Raw genomic sequence first — 25923 nt, forward strand, 5'->3', positions numbered from 1 at the left:
TAAAAAGTCCGAACTTCTATAATAGTTCGGACTTTTATTGAGTCATTTTAAATTTATTTTTATTGTATCTAGTTTGATTTCTTTTGTGCCGACTTTATAGATAGGTTCTACCAATACATAGTCTGTTTTTTCAGGATCGATTTCAAAGATTACTTTTGAATCAGATATTGTATTTGTTGAAACAGGTAACCCTTGACTATCCAATAATTTAAGTTCTAAATGTTCACCTTCTACACCAGCTGTATTCAAAATTTCATACGATATGGTAGCATTTGTTTGCCCCACAACTATTTTGTCAAAATGGATACGATAGGCTTCATTCACAGATGATACCGATTGTGCAATGTGAAGTTCTTTTGCTGGTAATTTTTCAACCGGGAGATTAAATGACCATTCCCCTTGAACTCCTGCAATATTTGTAAATGTAATAGGAAGCGTTAGGGAATCTACTGAATCCGAATTTGGATTTTCTAATATCATTGCGCCAGTAAATCCATTATCCTGTTTTGTTAAAGCGCCGATAGAACCACCCCACCAAGTTGTTTCATCAGTTCGGTCAAACATTTCATACGCATAGCCAGATTCGGGAGTTCTTTCCCCATCAATAGAATTGGGTAAACTTTCTCCATTGGCCTTAAATGTTAACCCAACATATTGACCATCATAAAATATTGACGTAATACTCATACTTACACCTTGATCCTCAACCGTTTCGTTGATTTCTGTAAGGAGCTGCTCTGTAGCTAATTCTTGACCGATTGGCATTTGATATTTTTCGTAAATGCTACCAAGTATCGGAACTTGTGCTAAAACGTTCGTAACTGGAGAAAAAACAAATCCTGAAGCAAGAAGCATCGCTGCTGCTACTGAAGTGAAAAATGACGTTCTTTTTAAAACACCCTTTGGCTTTTTTATATGCCGAGTTTTTTCTCCACGTTCAATTCCTGTATCAATTGCGTGCAGGATCTCTTCTTTCGGTATTTCAATATCTTTAAATAAGTCTTTTTGCATAATAATCATCTCCTAACGTTTTTTTTAACTCTAACTTGGCCCGGCGCAAATAGGTTTTCACAGTCGATTGAGGCTTCTTTAGTACAGTTGCAATGGTACGAATCGGTAAATCGTAATAATAGAAAAGAGTGATTGCATTACGATAATCAACATTTAGCGTAGAAAGGGCTTCTGATAAATCAATAGATGGATCTTCTATTTGATTTGACTCTAAAAGAAATTGAATCGTTTCTTCGGGCAATTGAATCGTTTTCTTTTTACGCTCCAATTCTTTATAAGCTGTTCGAATTAATATCTTGACAAGCCATGTACTAAAATAAACTGGAGATTTGAGTTGATGGATCGAAATATATGCTTTATAGGTAGCTTCTTGTAGTACGTCGAGTGCGTCCTCTTTATTGCGCATGTGCAGGTAAGCAATTTTATACAATTTCTCACTTTCAATTTTTACTAATTGTTCAAATGCTTCTTTATCGCCTGCCACAGCTAACTCGACTAATTGAATAGAATATGACATGTAGCAACCTCCTTTCACTTATTAGAGGCAGATAGAGTAGAAAAAAGTTTCAACTTCGGAGATTTTATATCTATTTAAATATATTCGTATAATTGCCAGTAATCAAAAAATCTTCCTGTTTAGTTTTGAACACCTAACATATTTGGGTGTCACTTTTGGAGATAATTTGCACTTGTTTCAAGTGCTATTTTGCACTATGAACATATATAAAAAGTCCAATTTCTCAACATTAAAATCAAGAAATTGGACCAGTTTCTTATTTCACAATCGGGCTTATTGTTGAAAGGTCGCAACTCCTTTTGCCAGAATTGCGCCCGATTATTGAAATTTTAACCAAAAATCAATAGACCAACCTTGTAGCCGAAACCTGTTTCCCAGAAGACCAGGAAAACAACCATAATGAGAAACCAAGAAGTTCGCCAAGCTTTATTAGCACGGACGAATTGAATAACGTAAAAGATAATCCAAGCTACAAATGAACCCCCTGTGCCAAACCACATATAGGGATATATTCCATCTTGGCTCATTCCCGCGCCAAATAAGGCTAAAAGGTTAAACGATAACAATAAAAGGAAAATAATAATATTATATATGTGAAAGGCTTTCTTACCCATAAAGTACCTCCTTTGCCACAATATGACCAATTTCTATAAGCAGACACAAATCTTGTTACAGGACTGCGCCCGTTTACGGAAAGATTACTTTTCCTTATTCATACAATCCGTGCAAAAAATTTCACTTTCTTTTTTCAAATAGGCTTTAATTTCAACCATAATCGTATTCTTCGGAGCCTTCATCTTCGCATAGATTTCTTCACCATCTTGAATTTCTCGATCGCAATTAAAGCAATATAGCGTACGTTTAAACATTTGAATATCTCCTTTGTTTTTTCAGAATCTGGCCCGATTGCTGAACCAAGATTCATCTATCTATTTTCATTATAGCTTATAAAAAAGGTCCTAACTTTAGAGAAGCTATTGTTTGTTCCAAAACTCGTCCTTTTCTGAACACACTCCTTTTTAATTCATAAGGAGCGTTTTTTATCGTTTTAAGTGTAACAAAACTCAGTTCATTAATCTATGTCCATTAACTATGCGTTTGTCATCTTATGTTACAATGGAATTAAAGGGAAAAAGAGAAAAGAGTGATTTTGATGTTAATTGGTTATGCACGTGTATCAACAGGACTACAAAATTTGGATTTACAATTGGATGCTTTAACGCAATATGGTTGTACGAAAATTTTTCAGGACAAAATGAGTGGAGCAAAAAAACAACGTCCCGGTTTGGAAGAAGCAATTAAGTATGCACGTAAAGGAGATACGCTTGTCGTTTGGCGATTAGATCGACTAGGGCGCAACATGCAAGACTTGATTCAAATTGTGAATAGCTTAAATACACAAGGTATTGGCTTTCATAGCCTACAAGAGAATATAACAATGGACAAAGGCAATGCGACGGGTCAATTAATGTTTCACTTGTTCGCAGCTTTTGCAGAATTTGAACGTAATTTGATCGAGGAGCGCTCGGCTGCGGGACGTGCAGCTGCCAAAGCACGTGGGCGTTTAGGTGGTCGCCCCGAGAAGTATGGCTCAAAAGATATTGAGATGATGAAGGCTTTAATCGAGAGTGGCACACCAATTAAAGATGTTGCTGAAAGGTGGGGGGTATCTCGCACGACGATTTATCGCTATTTAGAAAAACAATAAATGGGAAAGGTTGGTGTCTATGCAAAATGGACATTCTCCATTAATAGCTTATTCATGCAATGAAAAGAGTCTAAATTCTCAGTATTAAATTGATAATTTAGACTCTTTAATATTGAAATTCCTTAACGTTGTAAATCCGCATTTTCCTGACGCTACCCCTAATTCAGCTATGCTAGCCAACATTCTGAAAAAGAATCGCCCCATAGCTGTTGTTGTGTCAATTTTATCCTGAATAGACGCGAAATGGATTCCTTTTGCTTCAAACTGTTCCATGAGTTCGATTAAATGTTTGGTACTCCGACTGATACGATCTAATTTATAGACAACTACTGTGTCACCCTTACGTAATACTTTAAGAAGCTCCTCCAACTGCGGGCGATTTTTCCTTTTACCAGATTCTTTTTCTTCAAAAGTTTCGTCCACTCCATGACGATCCAATGCATCAAGTTGTAATGATAATGACTGATCTTGCGTACTCACACGTGCATAACCAAATTTCAATTTGAAACTCCCCTTTCCATACAAATTAATTATACCAAAAAGGGGGTTAAGGCTGATGTATTGGTATTCTGTTTTTGGTTATAGTTTTGGGTATGTATTTTAGCACTATTTGAGACTTTTAAAGACGCTCACTCACCATAACCATAAACGGTCGTTTATGGTTGTTGTTTTTTAACAAGAAAATAGATATTTCTGTTAAAAATAGATAAGAGAATGTGAAAAAGGTGTATTTAAACTAACTAGGCAGGATAGTCGAATTCTTAGTGTTGACAGGAATAAGAAGTTTGTATTAAAATAAAAATTGATTGAAAGACCAATTTAAAAATTGAATAACCAATATAAACGAGAGGAAGACCCTGATGGAAAACAAACAATCTTTTATTGCTGAAGCACGAAGAGAACAGATTATTCAAGCTTGTATTGATACACTCGATGAACTTGGCTATACAAATGTCAGTTTAACTAAAGTCGCTAAAAAGGCAAAAGTGAGTACAGGATTAATTTCGTATCATTTTTCTGGCAAAATGGATTTAATCAATCAAACCTTAGTGCATTTATTTAACAAAAAATTGGATTTTATTAGTGGGAAGGTTGTTCGAGAAGAAACGGCTATTTCACAATTAAAAGCATATATTGAAGCTAGTTTGGCTTACCAAGTGGCTAATTATAAAAATAATATCGCATTGATTGAAATTGTCTTTAACGCTAAAGACGAAGAAGGAGTGCCTTACTATAAAGCTGATGATGACGAGGAAGATCTGTTAAATGTATTGCTCAAAGAGATTTTATTAGAGGGACAAAAGAAACAAGAGTTTTCTAATGAATTTGATGTAGAAATGATCTGTGTTCTGATTCAAGGTGCAATAGAAGAAAGTATGCTTAAAAATAGGGCTTCCTTTAGTCTTGAGAAGTATAGGGATGATTTAACTAGAGTAATAACAAAAATAGTTATGTAACATCAAAAGGTCTATTTCCCTTTAATTAGAATAATTGATGGTTGAATAAGGATATATATTTATGCGTATTTGTTGTTTGATAATTATTATTTTCATTTGTATTGAATATTTTTGTCAGAATTTCAAGATACTCTAAACATCTTAATTCAACTATTTTTAACTATAAAGTCTCGGAGGTAACAATCCCAATGAAAAATACATCCACAATTGGTATGGGTTTCTTGGAAAAATTGATTGCAGTATTATTTCCTATTGTTTTAGGAACGATAGGTTGGTTTCTTCCAAAGTTGTTGGAATTCGTAAAAAGTATATCTTTCTTTTCTGATTCAAAAGTCATTGAACTTTTGGATGCATTCAACCCTTTTTGGGTGTCTATTATCTTGATGTTCGTAGGTGTAGTTATAGGTGTTCTTTTATCACTAACAGTTTATAGTGAAGCACTAAAAATGAGCATAAGCGATCAAGAAATATTGATCAATAAAGATGATAAAGAAAAGATAATTAGAAAATCTGAGGTAAAAGAAATCTTTATGGAAGATAATAATGTCGTAATTACTGGAAATAAAGGTCAAGAACTTTTGAGTGAAAAGACGGATATTAAGAAGGAAAAAATACGAGAAATCTTTCTGTATCATCATTACCTTTGGTGTGAACAGGACCCTTATGTAGATGAATTCAAACTTTGGGCCCTAGAAGATCATTTACTTGGGGAGAACACCAATTCAATCTTATATGAACGTAGAAATGCAATTAGAGAAGGAGATAAGAAAAAGGCAAAAAATTTAAAAATGGATTTAAATGAGCTAGGGGTAGTTGTGAAAGATCAGGGTAAGGATCAATATGTACGAAAGATTTAACTAAACAAGCCAAATTTAAAAAAGTCGGTTCCTTAGCGTATAGGAATTCGACTTTTTAGGTTGCAATTTGCTTAGCGTATAATATATGCGTTTTGTCGACATGACCCCTAATTACAGTAATGGCTGGTGTGAACCAATTAGAACGAGATCTTATCCGTATGCGTCAACGAGAAGGGATTGAGCTGGCTAAGAAAGAAGGGAAGTTTAAGGGTCGTTTAAAGAAATATCATAAAAATCACGCAGGAATGAAATATGCAGTAAAACTATATAAAGAAGGCGGTATGACTGTAAATCAAATTTGCGAAATTACTAATGTGTCTAGGGCTTCATTATATAGAAGGCTATCGGAAGGAAACAAATAGTTTGTCCTGATTCTATCAAAAGGTTTATTTTTTGATACCAACATTTTTAGGCATGAAATGTCGGCAATTATTATCTATTTTGTTTTAAAGTAAATATTGAAAGGGAGTAAACTTATGGATTGGCTAGAAAGAATGAACAATGCGTTAAACTACATTGAAAATAGCTTGAATGAAGAAATAGACTACAAAGAGATTGCAAAAGCAGCTAATTGTTCTGAGTTTCATTTTTCAAGAATGTTCTCTTCAATCTCAGGTATATCGCTATCAGAATATATTAGACGTAGACGGTTAACACTCGCAGCATTTGAAATTCAAAAAAGTGATATTCGGATCATTGATGTGGCAATTAAATATGGTTATGTTTCTTCTGATACTTTCTCACGTGCTTTTCAAAAAATGCATGGAGTAACCCCTTCCAATGCTCGTAATAGAGGGGTACAGTTAAAAGCCTTTCCCAGAATTTCCTTTCAAATTTCTATTAAAGGAGATACCGAGATGGAGTACAGAATTGAAAACCTTGATTTTGAATTAAGAATTGTTGGAAAAAGTAAGCCAGTAAAAACAAGCAGAGCATTTAAAACAATCCCTACGCTTTGGAACACTGCGAAAAAAGATGGATTTATGCAAGAACTAGTAGATATGTCATGGGAAAATCCAAAATGCACGCTTGAAAGCCTTCTGGGGGTTTGCGGAAAAGAAGCTGCCATAACAGATGAACAATTTTCCTATTTCATGGGCGTAAGATACGATGGGGAATCCCCAGAAAATATGGAGACGCTTATTATTCCCGCAAGTACATGGGCAGTTTTTCCGAACATAGTGGATGCATGGAAACGTTTATATTCCGAGTGGGTCCCTACCTCCGAGTATGAACTTGCAAATTTACCGTGTATAGAATGTTATTACGGTCCGAAGCATAAACCAAGACACGAACTCTGGGTCCCTGTTATCCCGAAGTAAATTACATATTCAGTAATAGAATGCTGTTTATGGAGTAACGAAAAAAGAGCCTAATTTCTCAATTTAGGTGATGGGAAATCAGGCTTTTTATATTGGAAATTCCTTATCGTTGTAAATCCGCATTTTCCTGACGCTACCCCTTTAATGAGAAGTGAATACGACTTCATTATATCCATTGAGTTAATTAGAAAGGGTGATTCATTTGACTAAATCTTATATGTTAAATGGGTTTGAATACACGTTATCAAACTATCGAATGAAATATAATTCAAGCTTCCACGAAAACCATGGAAAACCGTTTACAGAAGAAGAGCTCGCTTACATATGTTCCATATGGGATGTTACTAAAAAGGATAGTATATCGAGAGTTCTGGGTAGAACGCATGGAACAATATTAAAGAAAGTTAATGATTTAAGAAGGAATGACCAATTTGAATATTATAAACGATTGGGTTTAGATCTTTATCATAGTTATGTAGTCTCTTAGATAAAAGGAGGTCGTTCCATTGGATAATCGGTCAACCATTAACTCCGTCAAGCGGCATTATCTATATGCTACTGTCTGCTCCATTCTTGGAATCTTTTTTACGATATATATATTAATTGATCGCAATCCTCCTGTAATAGTATTTGTGCTATCAGCAATTAGTACAGCTATAATAGGAGGTTTGATTGGAGTGGTTATTTCTAATTTTTTTGAAGTAAGTAGATTAAAAAAACAATAAGAGAAGTGATTGACGGAATTGAGAAATTTTAGTATGCTAATTATGTAATTTGGTGGTAAATAACCAACCAAATATAATTATCCCTTAAAGAATTTAAATTACATAATATGGCAAAGAGGAATACCCTCACGCAAAATTACTGTGCTTTTTAGTACAGAGACTTTGTGTGGGGGTTTTTTATTTGTGATAGACGAAAGGAGTGTGGAGCTAAAGAAAAACTACCAAAAGGCAGCTTATTCTTTAGTACTTGAAAAGTTATGCTTTTTAAGAAGTAATTCAATCGCTTGATCTAATAGCTTCGACATTGGAATATCTGTTTCTTTTGATAATGCTATCAATGAGTGATTCAAATCATTTCTAAGTGAATTAGAAAATTTTGTACGAGTTACTAACTTATTATTTTTAGCCATACGATTACTCCATTCTCATTTATTTATATTTATTATACATCTCCCATTAGGTGCTTGCAAGTGCTTGCACCCAATGGAATTTTATAGTATAATTAAGGTAAGAAATGGTTATGTTGTATTTCTTTATAAAGAGATTAGGATAATCGAAAGGGGAAATGAAAAATGTTAAAAACAGTAGGTAAATGGACAGTAGTAGGAGCAGTAGCTCTAAGTATTTTAGGAGGAGTAGGCGGAGTTGGACAAGAACCAATTCAAGTTGAAGCAGCTACTAAAGCACTTCCAGATAATCACACGATACAGGAATTAAAAGTGGAGTGGAGAAAAGATTTATCTCATGGTTTCTTAGTTCACGTAGGAGATAGAAAAGGTACACTATTATTACGAGTGGACCAACCAAAAGTAGAAAGAAATATTGAGTGGGTGAACTGGAGTATAACTAAACCTAAATCCGTTAGCTTTACAATGCATACGAAAATTAATGAACGACCTTATTTACCTCCATTTTATTTTGATAGTGGTTACTTTAACAACGGAGGTAAAAGGTTCGCTGACGATGCTACTTTAAGATATGGTTTAATGAAATTCAGTGATTTCTCTGATCCCAATTATTATGCTGCCTTATCTATCTACTTACCGCAAAAATACAATAATGATGGAACATACTGGTTTGGTGGTAATGGATATGCACTCAATGAAGATGGTCAGGTAAAAGCATATTTCTTTGAAAATGTAGATGTTGTTGAAGATAGTATTAAAAGAGTTAGTAATGGAGGCACTTTTCCTCTTATGAACAAGGTTATGTGGGGCAAAACGGAACTTTGGAAGGGACAGTTAGGAAAAGTAACTATAAAAAAACCATCTACTTTATGGAAAAGGTTAGAAAATGGTAATTTAGAAAAAGTGCGTGATTTGAAAATTGGAGATGAATATCGCGTCTATAGATATATAGATGAACGTAATGGTTTATATGGAGTAGGTGCAGGGATGTTTGTTGAAAGAAACACATCCACAGTGCTTTATGAGACACCATCAAAACGTAATCTTCGATTAGTTAAAATTATGCATGGGGAGCGTTAATGAAACAGCCTAAAAAATTTTTTATCATATTATTGGTGCTATTGTTAGCACCAATATTCCCATTAGGAAATAATATTACTGTAAATGCTGCCCCCACAATGGACACGCTAGGTGGGCCAAAATCTGAAGTTCATCGGCGTGTAGATCCCTCTTTATGGGATAGTGCACTATCGCCAGGTAGTAATGGAGAACGTTGGCTATTAAAATCAGTAAATGCTAATAGAGCTAATTGGTTAGAATGGCATATTAAAAACGGTAACTCAAATTGGCAAGTGAAGGTAGGCTATGAAAGTCCTACCGCATATTCACCTCCTGCTGGTTGGGAAATCCAAGGAATATTAAAGTATCCTGTTTATAAGCCAAGACATTATCCTATTTCTATTAGAGACTGTTCTATACAAAGTGGCGTAACGCCTCCAGCTACTGCCCCGGCAGGTAGTAGTTCATGTCATCCCCATAAATATCAAGACCATCTAAGCAATAATCAATGGGTATTTGGCATAGCCTACTCACATTGGAATCATGATAGACCTGAAGATACATGGGAAGGAAAAGTAGGGCCATTCTACATTTTTGATTCCGCTGAGCAAAATGGTTATGCATATGATTTTCGTATTAAGCCAGTAGGTGGTACTACACCGCCTGTTACACCGCCAACGGATCCACCACCAGAAGGAACGACTCCTATTGATCCTGGACCACCGCCTGTGTCACCACCCCCTACTGAATCTTGTCCAAGAAATGTTAGTGTAGGAGCTTCAGGTTCTATGGGAGAAAGTAATATGTTAGCAGACCCCAACGGTAAGATAATTGAATCTCCCGAAAGTGGTATCTTTAATGTTTTAAAATATGGAATACCATCTTTTGAATATCTAAAGGTAGAGGGGCAATCCGAAAAGTATTTAAGTGATTATAGGTATCAAGGTATGAGTGGTTCGGTTACTTATCAAGTTAAAGTGACTAAAGACTATATACTTAGATGGCTGGATAAAGCAGCAAATACCTACAAATATGAACACGTTCGCCAAGAACAAGTCGTAAGCGATGGTTATAGTGTTTCTTATTGGCAAATCGGACATTTAGCTGTGTATTCCTTTAATGATGCTATCTTTAGAAATTATGCACTGCCTAATGAGATGGTTATTGTACCCAATTTTCAACGGGTCTCAGCTAACTCTAGTCACAGTGCAAGCGTAGGTGATCATGTATTCCCTAAAGATTGTCAAAGTATTTACCTAGGATTAGAAACAATAGAAGGTGGGGAGACGCAGCCTTCTGCTCCATCTCCTGACTTTGAAGGTTCAGCTAATAAAGGTAGCCGTCCTCCAGATGTAAAAAATGACTATGTAAATGTAGACGGTTATACTTCGATGCCTAATGGTATGGCATCTCAGAATGCTCCAACGCCAACACCTATTCCAAAGGCTCCGCAGGTAAAAGTAGAACAATCGTCTTTACAGATTGAGCCGACTAAAGTGAATAAGTGGCAAACACCAAGTTCTATAACAGCAAGGTATGAAACAATTCATACAGTGAACACAAGTGGAGGTACCAGAGAGTTTACAGGTACATCACCTACCAAGATTAATACTGTTACTGTTCATACACCTGTTGTTATGTATGCTAAAGCCTCAGATGATAAGGAACATGACCAAAGAACAGATCCGCCGAATAGAGCTACTCCTGCAAATGCAGACACAGACAGACACGCATTTATCTTAGATAGACCATTTACCGTTACTTTACCTACAGAAGGACAACATTTAGATGTAGGAATGGCTCCTGGTTATGGCAATCGAGATTATGCTAAGTATACAAAAACAGATGGGAAACAAGTTAAGTTCCCATTTGATGTTTATACAGCTGATAAGAGTGCTTTCTATCCCAAGGAAACATGGATTAAGGTTCCTTTAAATCAAAAAGAAGTAACATTCTTTATGCCTGTATGGGTGCCAGAAGGGGAATATACAGTGAAATTCCGTAGCATTGCAATTAATGCTCCAGCTGAATTGCCTGAAGAACATCATGCCAATTTGAATTTAATCTATCGTACTCCTAATGGAGTGATGGAGAACCACGTTGCTTATGACACTATAGAAGTTGATGTAGTTGGTAGATTATATGATTTTCGTGTAACAGATGTACTTGATTACAATTGGGAATCTGTATTCCGTACCACTACTGGTTTAATTGAGCATACTGGTAATCATTATTGGGTTGGAGACAAAATGATTGATGGACAACCTCGTACTACCTTTGCAGAACCATTTAGATTACCGATTCGTCATGGTAGCCATCCAGATGGATATAAGAATGTTGCAGTCAAAACAGGCTATCAGTTTAAATTTGATCTAAAGACAAAAGGAGATATGAGGGAGCAGAATGATGGTGTACACATTACTCCTTCGTTCTATTTTGTAGATAAAAACGGACAAAATCGACAAAAAGTAGATGTTTATTATCATAATGATTCCAACTACTTTGTGAAGGTTGGTTCGAGCCAGGATAAAGAGTATCGAATGGTTAAATTAAATGAACCTTTGCGAAACGTGCCAACTTCTCAATTGCATAACACAGCAGACTATTATTACCGTCATGCTGATAAGTATGGTTATGTGAATGAAAAAAACAATCAGTTCATTCATACCTTTATACGTAATTTTGAAAGAGATTACTCAAAGAAAGAGAATGCCACTGGTCCTTATGGAGATCAGATTCTTCATTGGAAATTACGTACATTCATAGGCCCCTTAGCTAACTCAGTGCCAGCTAATGCTATGGTTCCACAAGATGATGCTATTTCATCGGAGCAGCAATGGTACGGAGAATACAGCTTACCAAATGACCTCTATATAGTAGAAGAGGGCAGAGATATAGCTGGTTATGGTCTCACTCACAGGTTAAATAAGACACATCCTATTTTCTTACGTGACGGGTATCTAATTGTTAACTTTGATATCGAGTCCATTCAAGATGGAGACTTATCGAAACCTCACTTGCAATATATAAATGCAGAGTTGACAAATCAATGGAAACGGGAAGGTTTTAAATACAACTTCTCAGATCCATATGGCTATGTTTTCCCGCTTATCGATGGTGATGTAATTTTCTATCATGGAGATCAATCAAGTCTACAAGATTTTGATCCCGCGGTAACACATTAATAAATATGAAAATATCTCCTGCTAGCATTGTTTAGTAGGAGATTTTTTTATAAATAATATTAGGGGAGAGTAATTAAATGATTATAGAAATATCTTTATTTCCTTTATTGTATATTCCGATATTAGCACTATTGTTGAGTATTTTCTCATGCTATTTATACGTAAAAATGAAGCTAAAAAATGATTTATATATGATGATTGGCTACTTGTTAGCCACTGTAATATCTACTTTTTTATTTGTGTATATTAATGTTGAACGGTTGTTTTTTTGGGACAAACCCTATCATATAGCAAGTATAGTAGTACTTTTAACATTACTTCCTATGGCAGTATTCAAAGGAAAGCATCCCAAGTATAGGGAGAATTTATTCTTTTTTATACTATTAATAGCTGTTTTTCTTTCTTACTTCTTTACTTATTTGATTGCAGGAACGCTTGTTACACTACTATTTTTGGGTTATGGAGTGTATCAACTATACAGTATTAAGAATGGGAATATTGAAGAAGATGGAATTAGAGCACTATTAATTTTATTTATAGGATTATTTAGCGGAATTGGACAATGGCTACCTTTTGAAAGCGGCGGCTTTTTTTATAGTGTATTACTTCTTTTTTTACTGCTATATGAATGTTTAAGGTACTTTGAGAGGATGGTAAAGCTGTTCAGGAGTGCTGGTATGAATAGCATTACAGATCCACTCACAGGGCTATTTAATAAAGGATTTTTATTGAAAAAGGCAGAACAATTAGCAGAGGAACAATCCATTTCTATTATCTTCATAGATATAGATAACTTTAAATATTTGAATGACACGAAAGGTCATGAACATGGCGATAGAATTTTAAAACAAGTTGGGGCAATCTTTAAAACGGTTATAAATAATAAGGGATTTGTCTGTCGTTTTGGTGGTGAAGAAATGGTGGCTATTGTTCTAAATGGAAATGCTAAAAGACTTGCAGAACAGTTTCGTGAACAAGTAGAGAAGAAAACAGAAGTAACTGTTAGTGTGGGAGTAGCAGGTGGAAATGGGAACGGTAGAGAAATAATTAAACTAGCGGATGAAAACATGTATAAAGCTAAGCACAATGGAAAAAACCAAGTCATTCTTAGTGGTATATAGAATCAATATTTAGCAATATGAGTAAATTTTAAAAGATATTTAACATAACTGTAAGCACTTGATAATAAAATATTATTGTTTTATAAGAAATATTGCTCTATTATTAGATAAGCAACTCAAAAACCATAATTAATGCTTTATGGTATATTTTGGGATATTTTAAAAAGAAAGTAGTGTTTTATCTTGTTGTTTTACCAAGAAATGAGTTATACATACACAAGAATTAAAAACATTGAAGAATCAAATGGTACATCAACACTCTTTCTTTACGTGGAATTAGCTCTATATAAAAGACAAGTCACTAAAGATGTAAATAGGCAGCAAGTTCAAGACGTGGTATCTGAAATAATTAGGGTTCCTTTAGAGGAAGCTCCTAAAGAATATAAAGAGTTAGAAGATGGAGAATTATACTTAGATATATCTAAAGAGACTTTTGAAAAGTTGAAAATTTTGGCAATAGCTAATTTTATTGCATTCGCGTCCTATTCAGAATAATTTTAATGAGCTACTTGAAGTATAAATAGTCGTTTGATATGATTTATATATATCAATTTATTTTACTTTTTTTGCAAGCTCACTCTTTTAAGAGTAGTTCTGTGGTGATGATTAATTTATGCCTTTGGGCTTTTTGTGTTTCATAGCATTTTTATTTTGCTATGTGATCAAACAGCCTAAAGGCATTTTTTTGTTGTCTAAAAATAATTGATATACAAAAAAATTGGGAAAGGGTGTTATGAATGTTAAATGGTTTTAACAGTAGAACTATTTATCAAAAGATAGGGGGGATTATGCTATGCAACCTTACTATCGAGTAACTTGTTTTATGGAAAAAGAACCATCAGAGATATTTCCTTTGTTACTTCCACTACATTTCAAATGGGCCGAGCGAGAATCTATTGTATGGGAAAAAAACGGAATCAGGTTACAAATTATTCCGTTTTCTTCAAAAGGATCTGATTCCATGGGTTATCGTATTCTCTATCATGGGAATCCAGATACATTTGTTAAGTTGATGGATCATTTCTTAGGAGGATTTACACCATTTTTCAGTGGAATCGAATGGATTAATCAAACGAAAAATTCCCAAGAAAGTTTAGTGAAATTGGCTGAAGAGGAACGATACGAGCGTTGTTCCATGTATGGATTATACGAGCATAAAGGAGTAGGGATTGTGCTTATGCCATCTGGAGAAGTAAACCTGCAGGTTAGAAATCGGAAAATCAATAGCTTTAATTTAAGCAAATTAATGTATTGTATTGAGTCTGTAGCAGCTGCGTTTCAACCTAAAGCTGTTGACCTCTTTTCCTTTCTTGAAAAAGAGCAAGAAGTTTATTATGCATAGACTTTTTGGTAGTAGTTACAGATTATCGTGAGTGCCAAAATAATTAAATATCATTCGCTACAAGGGAAGAGGATGAAACTCTTTCCTTGTTTTTATTAATGGGAGGAAAACAAAAATGAATACAGCTGTTTTTGTTCAACAACTACCTGGACCAGTAATTAATCGTATTAAAAGAGAGTTAATCAGAGAAGATTCTTTTAACTCTCGCTCAAACAATGAAGAAGACATAGTAAATACTGCTTTAAGCAGCCGTCTATGTGATTTAGAAAATAAGATTGATATTTCTAAGGTAGTCAATGAACTAGTTTTTTGGAAAGAGCTTGGTCGAGATGTTGGTGAAATTGCTATAGGAGACACGATATGGGACTGTAACGGCAATCTATTTCTTGTATTAAGAAATCCTTCACGAGTAGGAACAGTGAGCCTAAGTGATGCCAAAGCCATGTATGAAGACGGAAGTCTATTACATCTTTCTGTAGATGAGGAAATCCTTACACTAAGTTGGTTTATGGAGTAAATAAAAGACTATTTATAAAGGGGAGTTTAATCATGGTACAAAAATTTAATGTAGTAATTAAAAATTTTCATAACGATACTGATGTAATTTTGTTAACAAAACAACCAGTTTCACAGAGAAGAGCGTTAAAGATTAAGCGAGGGGTAAAACATAACATAAATCATGCAACATGTTACGTAGAAGTGAATAAACATGTGTAAAAATTGTAAACAAAAATTCATTTTTTACGTAGCAGAGACTACCTGTGTTAAGGAAGCAACTAAAGCATTTAAAGAAATGTTTGAGAGCTATCAACTACCAAATGAGGTAGAAATAGTAGAAGAAAAAAACACTATTGGCGTTACTACATTTGAGCGTCACTTAGAGAGCGTGGAAATTCAATTTATAGATGAATTCGAAGAATATATGAGACCACAAAATAAAATTTATATTTATAAATCTAATATGTTAATTTGGAACAATTCTTTAGTTTTGGTTTGTATTGCAGACCGAAAACCATATCAGTGTCTTAGTTTCAATTACATGCCTGGGAGAAAAGTATATTAATCAAAAAGGGGAGTTCTAATGAAAAAGACTATGAATTTTGAAAAGTGGAGAAAAAAAGTATTAATTGAGGTATTAGAATATGAGGGACAAACATGGATTGATTTAAAAAATCCTAGAACAAAAAAGGATTTAGCTACCGTTACAACAGGGCTTCGTGTAGGAGTACCAAAGAATTATGTTGCAATCAAGAACTACTCTGAGAATACAGGCGTGCTTGATTTTCTGATAGAAGCAGGAGTAATAGAACTGCCTGCTTTCTATGTACCTTCAGGCTTTGTAAATATTCCAGTTTGTAAGTTACTTGTGAAACCTACGAAAGTATATTAATTTAAAAAAACGGTTCTATAATATTTGTTGGGGTTTTCCTACAATTGCGCATGAAAAATGCACGTAACTTCCGATTCTTTTATACTTGAATTGTCGAGAAACAAGTATGAAAAGGAGCTACGTGCATATGAATTTTACCATGAATGTCCCAGGATTAAAAGGTGTAACTATTCACAAAGTGGAGGAAAAAGGCGAGCGTATTGCTCTTCATGTTTCGTTGCCAAAGAAAGCGCATAACTGTCCAAACTGCCATCAAGTAACGTCCAAAGTCCATGACTATCGGATTCAAAAGAACAAGCATTTAAAATGGTTTGAACCATTGACTATACTTTTTTATAAGCGTCGTCGTTATTCCTGTCCATGTGGGAAGCGGTTTTCGGAGAAACCCCCTTTCGTGGATAGATATCAGCGCTTCTCAAGAGAATGGAATCAAGTCGTGTGTATTCGTTCCATCAAAGCTAAGACTTTCAAAGAGGCCAGTGAAACACTTGGTTCTTCGAGTTCCACAGTGATTAGACGGTTTAAAGAGGCTGCGAAAAGAGAGCTTCTCAGCGGTGTCCGCCTGCCAAAAGTGATTGCGAACGATGAATATAAAGGAGACACAGACGCAGGCACCTATCAGTTGATTATTGCCAATGCCGAAACACATGAACCGCTTGATATATTACCGAATCGCCGCAAGGAAACAGTAAAAAACTATCTTTCCAAGTATTTAAACAGACTACATATGGCGTTCCATCATTTTATGGATTTAAATCGACGGTTGCAATGACTTCATCCATCCACATGACGTCAAATTTCATGTAATCAATCATTCTTTTCACTTCCTCCTTTAAATTAGAAAATGAGATTGCTTAATCAAATAAGCAAGTTCATCGCTATTCATCTATTTTGTATTAAAGGGTTTTTCTTCGTAATTCGTCACATCATATTGTCCAATTGTTTGATACTTCCCTGGATTTGTATTGGCATTTAGAAGTATCTGTGTCGTAACTTCGTCCCGAATATTTAGGTGAAAAAGAGACGAGTTTACGAAATGAAAAAAATGTAAACCACCTTTAAAGGTTCTATTTGAAAATCTTACGAAATGTCCCGTATAGAAATGTAAAATTAGTATATAATAAGATAAATTTGTAGACGTCTACAAAGAGTTGTATAATTAATGTAGACGATGGAGGGATTGTATGAAATCAAATGAACATGTATTAGACCGTATCAAGTTGTTATTGCAAGAACAGGGTAAATCATATCAGGATTTAAGTAATGACACGGGTATTAGTAAATCTCTAATTGGTCATATGCTATCAGCGGAACGTGTCATGAAGCCAGAGCGTTTAGTAGCCATTGCAAAAGCATTAGGTACGGAAGTAAAGGATTTAGTCAAAGTAAACGAAATAAATGAACCTTTAGAAGTTATTTTTAGAGGTGAACTAACGAATCGTCAATCAAAACGTGCTTTTGAAGCAGTTCTTTTCGCCATTGAAGATTATGTAACAATGAAGCAGGTGGACTAAATGAACGTAAGAGAACAAGCCGAAAAAACAGCGGAAGCCTTTGCTGCCTCTTTTTTAGATGATGTCTATGGTTACGACCTGTTTTTAGGCTCTCAAATTGAACGAATTTTGAGTGAGCAAGTACATTTATTGTATAAAAATATTGAAGACCCTGCCTTTTTTGGTGCAGCAGTTACGCATCAGACAGGCGATAAATTTATTGTATTAAATACGCATCATCCTTTACGAACACGCTATTTTACTGCGGCCCATGAGCTTTGGCATCTTTCAGAGGCTAGTCAAATGCAAAAAGAAAGTTTTGACCATGAACGTGCTGCAGACCGTTTTGCAGCATGTTTAATGTTGCCGAAGCCACTTGTAAAGTCGCTGTGGAAACGATTTAAAGCGAAGTGGAATGAAGAACAGGCGGTACTTGCGATTGCGGATTTATCAGCAGCTCCTTATAAGACGGTTGAACGTCGAATTACCGAGGTTGGAGAATCGATTAAAGTATCTCATTCAGAAGAAAAGTGGCAACAATTACGTGAATACTATGCTTTACCAGATTCACCACTTGATTTAGCCATTCATGATACAAAATTTCATGCTTATGAAAAGCAAGTATTACTCCATGTAGAGAACGGCTTAAATCCTTTAACAGCAAGTAATAAGTTAGCAAGCTTTGCACCGAGTGTTAGTGAACAGCTTCGACAAGAGGGTATAGTGGATGAATAAACGCCCAGGGAAAGTATTTGTAGATACGAATATTCTTTTACATGCAGATATGTATCAACACGATAATATTTTCGACTGGATTGATGCACTGTATGAAGAAGTATATATTCATCAAATTGTATTAGACGAAATATTAAGTGTAAGTGCTAGAAAAAAAGTGACACAATATATTGATGAAGGTCGATGGTATTTGTTTAATCCAGATGATGAAAGTTGTTTGTCTGATGATTTGTATGATATTTATGAAGGATATGTTCATCAGATTAAACAAGCATTTCGCCAGCTAGATCAGAAAAAGATGAAACAAGGACGTCGTTTAAAAGGAACAAATGATTTAGGTGAGATTCACTGTCTAGCTGCGGCCCTATTATTAAGTGCCACAATTATTTGTAGTAATGATGGGGATATTCAAGAGGTCATTGATGATAATGAAATTGAAGTTGCCTCAGAAGACGAACAGCAAAATATGAAGTTAGTGCAAGATACACTAAAGGACTTTTGTTATTATATATGTCTACATAAAATTGCTTCAGGTCCGAAAGTACGAAAGCTAATAAAAGCTTTTCAAAAAGAAAAATTACATGAATTAGATGCTTTATTAGAAACAATTAAATGATGGCAAATGAAAGCGAGCTCACCTAAATTAGGATAAGCTCGCTTTGTTAATTTCGGAACACAGGTATAATTTGATGAATAAAATTTTAGAGTTTATTAATAGTTTTTTATATACTATCTATTATAAATATTAAATTATATTTCATACATCATTTTATAAAATATAATAAATAATTAATTAGTTAAAATGAACCGTTATTCAATAACAAAAAAGATTCCTTTTTAGACGTGTAAAACGTATAATAAAAATTGAGAACAAATGATCTGTTTTGTAGAAAAGTATCTTTATAGATAAATCTATTATTCTATAAAGAGAAAATTCCAATTAAATAAAAATCGAATTTACGATAATTATAAATTTTTCTTTTTCTAAAAATCTCAAATAATATAAATGAAATAGGACTGAGTGAGATGGAGGGGAAGGAATGGACCAGATGAACGAGCATGGAGCTTTAATTCGTTTAAGCACGTGGCAAACGAATATGAAGGTCAATGCAACCATTGAAAAGGTGATTGAGCAGAAGAAGGAAGTGTATCGACCAGACTTTGAACGTTTCCTTCGTTTTTGTGAAATGGAGCAACGTGAGCCGAGCTTTGATGCAATGGAGAAATACTTGCATGAATCAATTGTAGAGCAGGGAGTTAAATATTCGACATTTAATCGCCGAGCAGCTGGTATTCAATACTTTTTAAAAGACGTTTTGAAATTAGAGCAAACACCTGAGCAGCAAAAGCGAATTCAAATTATACGCCAGCTTTATAATACAGAGGATTACTTACGCTTAAAGCCAATGCGTGGTGTTCGAGCTGAACGACAAGAGGAAGTTCTTTCTATTATAAATAAGTACGATACAAATAAAAAAGCGGACATTCGGAAGCGTGCTATTTGCTTCGTGAATTTAATTACGGCTAATCGTCCATCTGAAATGGTACGACTGAAGGTATCTGATTTTGATTTAGAAAATCGTACGGTACTTGTCATGTTAAAGAAGCAAGGGGATATGAAGGAAAAGCGATTGACGTTGGAATGCGTGAAGGCTGTTCAGAAGTATATCCAGTCCTCTCAGCTAAGTGCTGATGATTACTTTGTAGGTGCAGCAGATCGCTGGGGCAACTATAAAAATCGAATGATTACCGAGCGTAGCTATAACAGGCTCATTCATGAATGGCTGGGTTTCGCACCATACACGTTACGCAAAACTCAAATTACACATATGCATAGAAAAAAAGCCGACTTAGCCACAATCGCCAAGCAATCGGGGCATAAGTCGCTTCAGACCATCACACAGCATTATTTAGAAGTAGATAATGCGGATGTGGAGGAGTATTTGTAAAATATAAATAAATCATTTTCACCTTCTAAATAATGGTAAAATTTTTATAGATAATTAATTTTATAGCTTTAGAGGAGTGTGTTAATTGTGCAATATAGGTTGTATCCACCATTTTTTAAAGATGAGCTTAATTCAGATTTTAGTGAAGCATGGGAACGATTTTGTTTAAAATTATTAAAAATAGAAAATGATACTGAAATGATAAAAAAAAGAAAACCACCAGAACAGGGAGTAGATTTATTTTATAAAGATAAAAAGATAGCTTATCAATGTAAAAGTTTTCAAAAAGATGCTAATTTTAATATTACTAAAGCGCAATCTTCTTTGTCGATGGCACTAAAATATAAGGAATCAATTGGTTGGGATAGCTATTATATTTGTTCAAACGTTGAGCTTACAGGAAAACAAGAAATGCAATTAAAGACTAATTATAAGGGCGTTGAAATATTAGATTTTGAATATTGGATTAATTTGTGTAAGAAATATCCTCATATTGTACAAGAAAATTTCAGATTTTTAGTGGATGTTCCTAATAGATTTATTAGTTATAGAATTAAACAAATTGAGTCGATTTCGGAAGACCTTAAACTCTCTATTGATAAAAGTATAAATTCTTTTTGTGCATGGGTATATATGCATCAAACAGATGAGATTTTTAAAGTGCCACTTTCTAAATCAATGACTATTAAAGATCTAAAGCTTTATTTGCGAAGTATATTTGGACTATCTAATGCACCTGTTATAGATACCGTTGAAATTAAAGTTGAAATAGGTATTACAATTACTGAAATAAGATCAAATAAAGGAAACTTATTTGATTTTGAGGATTCTACGATTCTTGGTGAGATAGCTAATTTAGAAGAGTCTTTAATAGAACTATATATAAAATATGAATTTGCTGGTAAAGAGGATATAGTTTTTCAATTTGATTCATTACAAGATTTTGAACATAGTTTATTTAATTGGACTAAAAAGAAATCAAAAGCATTATCTGAAAATATTAGTCGCTTTAATGAAAGAGGTTATTAGTATGAGTAGTAATGAAAGTACTTTAAAAAAAGCGTTAGGGGTTACTCACTATGCTCTTTATACTGAAGCTTCATTGCCAGTGAATATTTCGTATGAATATTATGAAAAATATGTGAAGGTTATCGAAAAATTAGCTAATGGAAAAGAAAAATCAAAAAGAGAGTTAAATTTTAAATATATTTCGGGATTTACTCTTAATGGAAAATCATTTGTTAATGACTTAGTTGATCATATATGGATAGAAGAAGGAGTAATTATACAAACATATCATATGTTTTCAGAAATACTATCTTTTAATACATTTTCTGATTTTGTTGAGCCAAATAAGGAAATAGCTAATATTAAGCTATTTTATCAAGATACAGAAGGTATTAACGAACATGAAACAAATTACAGAACATCTATAATCAAGGAAAGAAAAATAATAGCTGAGTATCTGAGTATGTTTGCTACTAAGTTTATAATATTACATGAAATAGGTCACCACTTTAATGGACATATACTATTTTTACATAATGAATTAAATACTTCTAAGTTAGAAATCGATAATTATAAGAATAAAATTGAACCATTAGTTATTCAAACTTTAGAAATGGATGCAGATGCTTTTGCAATAAGTCAGTTGGCTAGAGAGTTATCTATTTTCATGGACAAAGATCCATTATTAAAAATAACATTAAAAAATAGGTTAGATATTCTAGGTATATGTATCTATTCTTTGAGTTGTTTATATAAGTTAATTTCAAATGAAAAAAATGATAATTATCAAAGCTTAAAAGAAAGTAAATATTTACCTTGTTCTTTAAGATACTTAAATAATTTAGAATGTCTAAAAACTAACTTACTATTCTTAAATATAGTTACAGAAGAGGAATTTGAAGAAGTAGCTAAAAAATATATGCTGTTAGCAGAAAGTGAATTTTCAAGTATTTTTACTGAACATTATGATTGGAAAAAGAATTTTAAATATATCAATTCAACTGTAGGGCAACTACGTTTATTGAAGAGTAAATGGAAGGAAATAAGAGATAATTTAGATAAATACGCTAGGTGTAATTTAGCAAAGTAAATAATTTAAATAGCTTCAAAAATTTAAAATTAAAATTGAAAGTTCTAATTCTGTTTAATTTTAATTTTTATTATATTTAAGGAGATTACTGATGAAAAGAGCACTAAATGAAACAAGATGGTTTTTTGATAATTATTTAAATGAGTATTTAAAAGAATCGATAATGTATTCAATTAAAGAGATAGATAGCAAGAATGATAAGTATTCAATTGATATGTATTGGGATGGAGATGAAAGTATTGGAGGTATCGGTGGATATAATATGCCCAAGAATCCTATTCAGAATCCATTTAAATCTGGTATAAAACGTAGCATTTATAGGCCTCTACAATACGCGGCAGCCGAAATAGACATTAGAGATATTAGATATGGAGCACGCCATGTCATTCAGTATGCAGGGATGCACTTAGAGGCAGTAGTGCGATATTTTTTAGCAACTAATCAAATTTTCGGTAAGATTAGACAATCTAATTCAACATTAGGCAAAGCTTTTAATCAATTAAAATCTAAGGGATTAATTGAAGCAGAATATATTGTTCCTTTTCAACAATTCATAAAATTATTTAATATGGCAAAGCATGAAATCAACATGGATGAAGAAAGAGAAAGATTATTTTCTTATGTTGATGCACTAATCTTATACTATTTAGCAAGAATATTAGGAGTGTACCTATTAAATAAAATGGATGAAGATGAATTTAATTCTAATTATGAAATTTCAATTGAAATGTAGGATGAATTTTATCATAAGTATTTCATTAAATCTAAAATTCCCTTTTTCTAAAAATCTTTTTTTATTTTTATACCTTCAATCTTGACCCGTGGCAATTAAGATGGTGTTTGGTAACCAAAAGGGTGGCGTTGGTAAAAGTACGTGTTCATACCTGTTCACATTGCTATTATCGCTACGTGGACATAAAGTGCTATTAATTGATATGGATAAGCAGGCGAACAGTACACACTGGCTGATTAATACGTTCAATATATTATTTGGGACACTCTACCAACGCAAAATACATACACGAAGAACGCTTTAGCAGCTTCTGATTATGCAATCGGGGTTGTAAAATGCGAGACTTCTTCATTAAACGGTGCGAAGGATTTCCAAGATACAACGAATACGTTAGGTAAAATCATGGAGGCAATGAAGCTGAAACCAGTCCAATTTGCAGGTGTGATTATTTATCTATTCTCTAGCCAGGGAACGCTACGTAAAGAGGTTGTAGAAGATATTAAGACGGATTTTGGCGAGCTTGCATATGAAAATATCATTAAGGCTCGTGACCGGATTGAGCGTTATACGAAAACGCCAATTGATTTAGACGCTAAACTTGATCATCATGACAAAAATGCACTACAAATGTATGATGATTTATTAAATGAAATTCTTGAAAAGGTGGGTATTGATTAAAACGAAAGTGATGAAGCGTAACGCATATGGTTTTCGTCGCTTCGATCACTTTCGTGCAAAGATTTTATTGAATATAAAGTATAAAGAGGTCGGAGTTCATCTTGGTTAAAGGGGTTAGTGGAAATGATGCCACCCCAACATTTGACGTTGAACCTAAAAAACGAATGCTATTAAATAGCATTCGTTTTTTGTTTAGATTTTATCACTAAAATGTATAATGGTGGAACTATTATAGTTTATTTAACTGATTACTTGTTATAATGGATATGTAAATAAGGATGAAAAGGGGAAAAAAAATGAGTGTACAGTCTCACCTTAATGGACTAGCATCAAATCTAAATTTAAAGCAAGATGAAAAGGACAAAGTTAATAAATCAATTGAGAATTTATCTAGTTTGTTAAATAAATATTTTAACAGTAATGACCTAAATAGCCATTTTAAATTTGGGTCTTATACGAGGGGGACTATTTTGCCAAGGAAAGCTGATGCCTTCTCTGATATAGATTATATGGTAATTTTTAATAATGCTAATAATTACAAACCACAGACTCTCTTAAACCATTTAAAATCTTTTGTGAATTACTATTATAAAAGCTCTGAAATCTATCAATCTCATCCAACTATCGTGCTTGAATTAAATCATATAAAGTTCGAGTTGGTACCTGCAATATTAGATTCATGGGGAAATATATATATACCATCAAAATCCTCACCATATGAACAATGGATAAAGACAGAGCCAAATGCATTTAATAAAAAACTAAGTGATAAAAACGGAAGTAACAACTTTGAAATTAAACCATTGGTCCGTTTGATGAAATATTGGAATCGATTAAATGGTAGCTATCTATCTTCATATCTTTTAGAAAACTGGATTGTAGAGAATAACCACTATTGGGGCTGCTCGAATATTAAGGAGTATATATATAAGACTATTGAAAATATAAACTATAACTCTAATGATCTACAGGGATATAAGGATAAAATAGACAGGGCCAAAAAAATAGTAGCCAAGACAAAAGAGTATGAACAATCCAACCTTCCAATTTCAGCAGAAAATGAAATAAAAAAATTATTCCCTAACTTTTAAGGAGAACAAAGCTCATGGAACGAATAGATACAGTTGCCAATCATTTTATTCCAGTAAATACAGCTAACAAGTGGAGTATTGGTCTTTTTTGGACTTCAGTTGTATTCTCTTGTTTAGTCTTTTTTACCGACGGCAATCAACTTTATAACAATGTCGCGAATATTATATTTATTATGGTTTCAATCTCTTATTTTATTGTTAGTAATTGGGTAAGTCTATTTTTATTGAGGGAAGCAAGAGATAAAAGAAGAGTACAATTATTATCAAATGCACTTGGAGTAAAGTTAGACGACGAGCATACTCACCTATATTACAACAATAATCAAAAGGAATCCCTCGTAAGATTAGGAATGAATGCGTTTGAGAATTCTTTGTTTACTTGGAGAGTGACCGAAGAAATGGGAAAAACTGAAAGAATAAAAGTGGTTTTGTATCTTTTATTCTTTGTCCTGATAACATTGATCAATGGTATCAGCATTAATTTCATATCAATTATTGCACAAACAGTTTTTACTACAGGATTAATTGTAAACCAAATCAGATTAGAGATTTTACGCTCATCCTGTAAACATCTATTTGCTGAATTTAGACAGTTGTTCCTTACAAATGGAACGCGTTATTCACAAAAATTTGCAGCAATTCTATTGCAGTTAGTCTTTAAATATGAAACAACGGTTGCTAGTATGGGAGTACACACTTCTACTAAGATATTTAACAAAATTAATTCTGATGTAACACAAGAATGGGAGAAGGTTAAAAAGAATCTCTCTTTATAGGGGAGAGTAGTGACAATTTTAGTTTCTAACTGAAGGGTCTTTGTGTTATTACTATTTCTGGTCAAACAGTTAAGTTATTTTTCAACCGTCTCATGTTTACATATTTTCATTTTTAAAATGTATTAACTTTATTGCCTTTATTAAAAATATAGTTTTCTTTTTAAAGAGGAATGATATAATAAATACATACTTATTAAATTCTTTTTTATGCAAATCTTCCTTTTGTGAACGATTATGCGGTGATGATTAAAAATAGCCTTTGGGCGATT

The 25923-nt window shown here is 33.5% G+C and carries 30 protein-coding genes and 4 pseudogenes; 28 read left to right on the plus strand and 6 right to left on the minus strand.

The genetic code is table 11. The features are described 5' to 3' along the window. Positions 1-42: 42 nt before the first annotated feature. The 4 genes from MHB55_RS21575 to MHB55_RS21590 all read right to left on the minus strand — a co-directional run bounded on the left by MHB55_RS21575 (position 43) and on the right by MHB55_RS21590 (position 2397). Positions 43-1011, minus strand: a complete 969-nt coding sequence (locus tag MHB55_RS21575; RefSeq protein WP_340845276.1) for a DUF4179 domain-containing protein — start codon at positions 1009-1011, stop codon at positions 43-45. After that, positions 992-1528, minus strand: coding sequence for a sigma-70 family RNA polymerase sigma factor (locus MHB55_RS21580; RefSeq protein WP_340845275.1), 537 nt, complete (start codon positions 1526-1528; stop codon positions 992-994). Before MHB55_RS21580 ends, MHB55_RS21575 begins: the two co-directional genes overlap by 20 nt. 329 nt (positions 1529-1857) lie before the next feature. Next, positions 1858-2142 (minus strand): hypothetical protein, encoded by a 285-nt coding sequence (locus tag MHB55_RS21585; protein ID WP_340845273.1) that lies wholly within the window; start codon positions 2140-2142, stop codon positions 1858-1860. 84 nt (positions 2143-2226) lie between these two features. Further along, positions 2227-2397, minus strand: a complete 171-nt coding sequence (locus MHB55_RS21590; RefSeq protein ID WP_340845272.1) for a Fe3+ hydroxamate ABC transporter substrate-binding protein — start codon at positions 2395-2397, stop codon at positions 2227-2229. Positions 2398-2681: 284 nt separating this feature from the next. Here MHB55_RS21590 and MHB55_RS21595 point away from each other — a divergent pair, with 284 nt between their 5' ends. After that, complete coding sequence (locus MHB55_RS21595) at positions 2682-3236, plus strand: recombinase family protein (protein WP_340845271.1); 555 nt, start codon at positions 2682-2684, stop codon at positions 3234-3236. 159 nt (positions 3237-3395) lie between these two features. Here MHB55_RS21595 and MHB55_RS21600 read toward each other — a convergent pair. After that, positions 3396-3737, minus strand: a pseudogene (locus MHB55_RS21600) (recombinase family protein); the annotation flags it as partial. Positions 3738-4096: 359 nt separating this feature from the next. On the opposite strand from MHB55_RS21600, the gene MHB55_RS21605 reads away from it, so the two are divergent. The 6 genes and pseudogenes from MHB55_RS21605 (at position 4097) to MHB55_RS21630 (ending at position 7597) form a co-directional block, all read left to right on the plus strand. Then, positions 4097-4693 (plus strand): TetR/AcrR family transcriptional regulator, encoded by a 597-nt coding sequence (locus tag MHB55_RS21605; RefSeq protein ID WP_071220739.1) that lies wholly within the window; start codon positions 4097-4099, stop codon positions 4691-4693. 188 nt (positions 4694-4881) lie between these two features. Beyond that, positions 4882-5550, plus strand: a complete 669-nt coding sequence (locus MHB55_RS21610; RefSeq protein ID WP_340845270.1) for a YqeB family protein — start codon at positions 4882-4884, stop codon at positions 5548-5550. 107 nt (positions 5551-5657) lie between these two features. After that, a pseudogene (locus MHB55_RS21615) lies at positions 5658-5912 on the plus strand (helix-turn-helix domain-containing protein); the annotation flags it as partial. Between the two features lie 114 nt (positions 5913-6026). Then, the gene (locus MHB55_RS21620) at positions 6027-6872 is read left to right on the plus strand and encodes an AraC family transcriptional regulator (protein WP_010731423.1); all 846 of its coding nucleotides are present in this window, start codon (positions 6027-6029) and stop codon (positions 6870-6872) included. A 202-nt stretch (positions 6873-7074) separates the two neighbouring features. Continuing rightward, positions 7075-7359 carry a DNA-entry nuclease gene (locus MHB55_RS21625; protein WP_340845269.1) on the plus strand — a complete coding sequence of 95 codons (285 nt, stop codon included), beginning with the start codon at positions 7075-7077 and terminating at the stop codon, positions 7357-7359. Positions 7360-7378: 19 nt separating this feature from the next. Next, complete coding sequence (locus tag MHB55_RS21630) at positions 7379-7597, plus strand: hypothetical protein (RefSeq protein WP_340845268.1); 219 nt, start codon at positions 7379-7381, stop codon at positions 7595-7597. Between the two features lie 233 nt (positions 7598-7830). Here the strand turns inward: MHB55_RS21630 and MHB55_RS21635 are convergent, their stop codons facing one another. Then, the gene (locus MHB55_RS21635) at positions 7831-8007 is read right to left on the minus strand and encodes a ribbon-helix-helix domain-containing protein (protein WP_340845267.1); all 177 of its coding nucleotides are present in this window, start codon (positions 8005-8007) and stop codon (positions 7831-7833) included. 162 nt (positions 8008-8169) lie between these two features. On the opposite strand from MHB55_RS21635, the gene MHB55_RS21640 reads away from it, so the two are divergent. The 21 genes and pseudogenes from MHB55_RS21640 (at position 8170) to MHB55_RS21730 (ending at position 25654) form a co-directional block, all read left to right on the plus strand. Continuing rightward, positions 8170-9084 (plus strand): hypothetical protein, encoded by a 915-nt coding sequence (locus MHB55_RS21640; protein ID WP_340845266.1) that lies wholly within the window; start codon positions 8170-8172, stop codon positions 9082-9084. After that, positions 9084-12248 carry a DUF5704 domain-containing protein gene (locus MHB55_RS21645; protein ID WP_340845265.1) on the plus strand — a complete coding sequence of 1055 codons (3165 nt, stop codon included), beginning with the start codon at positions 9084-9086 and terminating at the stop codon, positions 12246-12248. Before MHB55_RS21640 ends, MHB55_RS21645 begins: the two co-directional genes overlap by 1 nt. Before the next feature lie 77 nt (positions 12249-12325). Then, on the plus strand, positions 12326-13369 hold the full coding sequence (locus MHB55_RS21650) for a GGDEF domain-containing protein (protein WP_340845264.1): 1044 nt from the start codon (positions 12326-12328) through the stop codon (positions 13367-13369). Between the two features lie 183 nt (positions 13370-13552). Further along, complete coding sequence (locus MHB55_RS21655) at positions 13553-13864, plus strand: hypothetical protein (protein ID WP_340845263.1); 312 nt, start codon at positions 13553-13555, stop codon at positions 13862-13864. A 298-nt stretch (positions 13865-14162) separates the two neighbouring features. Continuing rightward, entirely contained in the window at positions 14163-14711 is a 549-nt protein-coding gene (locus tag MHB55_RS21660; RefSeq protein WP_340845262.1) for a hypothetical protein, read from the plus strand. Positions 14712-14826: 115 nt separating this feature from the next. Further along, positions 14827-15228 carry a hypothetical protein gene (locus MHB55_RS21665; RefSeq protein ID WP_340845261.1) on the plus strand — a complete coding sequence of 134 codons (402 nt, stop codon included), beginning with the start codon at positions 14827-14829 and terminating at the stop codon, positions 15226-15228. Positions 15229-15420: 192 nt separating this feature from the next. Further along, positions 15421-15774 carry a hypothetical protein gene (locus MHB55_RS21670; RefSeq protein WP_340845260.1) on the plus strand — a complete coding sequence of 118 codons (354 nt, stop codon included), beginning with the start codon at positions 15421-15423 and terminating at the stop codon, positions 15772-15774. 18 nt (positions 15775-15792) lie between these two features. Further along, on the plus strand, positions 15793-16101 hold the full coding sequence (locus MHB55_RS21675) for a hypothetical protein (protein WP_340845259.1): 309 nt from the start codon (positions 15793-15795) through the stop codon (positions 16099-16101). Between the two features lie 127 nt (positions 16102-16228). Then, positions 16229-16831 (plus strand): annotated as a pseudogene (locus MHB55_RS21680) (transposase family protein); the annotation flags it as partial. 454 nt (positions 16832-17285) lie between these two features. Then, entirely contained in the window at positions 17286-17615 is a 330-nt protein-coding gene (locus MHB55_RS21685) for a helix-turn-helix domain-containing protein (RefSeq protein WP_340845258.1), read from the plus strand. After that, the gene (locus tag MHB55_RS21690; protein WP_340845257.1) at positions 17616-18329 is read left to right on the plus strand and encodes an ImmA/IrrE family metallo-endopeptidase; all 714 of its coding nucleotides are present in this window, start codon (positions 17616-17618) and stop codon (positions 18327-18329) included. After that, on the plus strand, positions 18322-18945 hold the full coding sequence (locus MHB55_RS21695) for a PIN domain-containing protein (RefSeq protein ID WP_340845256.1): 624 nt from the start codon (positions 18322-18324) through the stop codon (positions 18943-18945). The genes MHB55_RS21690 and MHB55_RS21695 overlap by 8 nt, the downstream gene beginning before the upstream one ends. A 424-nt stretch (positions 18946-19369) precedes the next feature. After that, positions 19370-20278, plus strand: coding sequence for a tyrosine-type recombinase/integrase (locus MHB55_RS21700; RefSeq protein WP_340845255.1), 909 nt, complete (start codon positions 19370-19372; stop codon positions 20276-20278). Between the two features lie 87 nt (positions 20279-20365). Continuing rightward, complete coding sequence (locus MHB55_RS21705) at positions 20366-21307, plus strand: hypothetical protein (RefSeq protein ID WP_340845254.1); 942 nt, start codon at positions 20366-20368, stop codon at positions 21305-21307. A gap of 1 nt (position 21308) precedes the next feature. After that, positions 21309-22376: a hypothetical protein gene (locus MHB55_RS21710; RefSeq protein WP_340845253.1), complete on the plus strand. Its 1068-nt coding sequence runs from the start codon at positions 21309-21311 to the stop codon at positions 22374-22376. 91 nt (positions 22377-22467) lie between these two features. Beyond that, positions 22468-23109 (plus strand): hypothetical protein, encoded by a 642-nt coding sequence (locus MHB55_RS21715; RefSeq protein ID WP_340845252.1) that lies wholly within the window; start codon positions 22468-22470, stop codon positions 23107-23109. A gap of 100 nt (positions 23110-23209) precedes the next feature. Then, the gene (locus tag MHB55_RS22325) at positions 23210-23413 is read left to right on the plus strand and encodes a ParA family protein (RefSeq protein WP_445322771.1); all 204 of its coding nucleotides are present in this window, start codon (positions 23210-23212) and stop codon (positions 23411-23413) included. Next, positions 23365-23496: pseudogene (locus MHB55_RS22330) on the plus strand (ParA family protein); the annotation flags it as partial. The gene MHB55_RS22325 and the pseudogene MHB55_RS22330, both read left to right, overlap by 49 nt. Positions 23497-23520: 24 nt before the next feature. Continuing rightward, the gene (locus MHB55_RS21720) at positions 23521-23787 is read left to right on the plus strand and encodes a hypothetical protein (RefSeq protein ID WP_340845251.1); all 267 of its coding nucleotides are present in this window, start codon (positions 23521-23523) and stop codon (positions 23785-23787) included. A gap of 296 nt (positions 23788-24083) precedes the next feature. Then, positions 24084-24878, plus strand: a complete 795-nt coding sequence (locus MHB55_RS21725) for an SMODS domain-containing nucleotidyltransferase (protein ID WP_340845250.1) — start codon at positions 24084-24086, stop codon at positions 24876-24878. A gap of 14 nt (positions 24879-24892) precedes the next feature. Further along, positions 24893-25654 (plus strand): hypothetical protein, encoded by a 762-nt coding sequence (locus MHB55_RS21730; protein ID WP_340845249.1) that lies wholly within the window; start codon positions 24893-24895, stop codon positions 25652-25654. Positions 25655-25923 lie beyond the last annotated feature (269 nt).

Origin of the sequence: Psychrobacillus sp. FSL K6-1267 (assembly GCF_038003265.1) — a bacterium.
In the GTDB taxonomy this organism is placed as follows: domain Bacteria; phylum Bacillota; class Bacilli; order Bacillales_A; family Planococcaceae; genus Psychrobacillus; species Psychrobacillus faecigallinarum.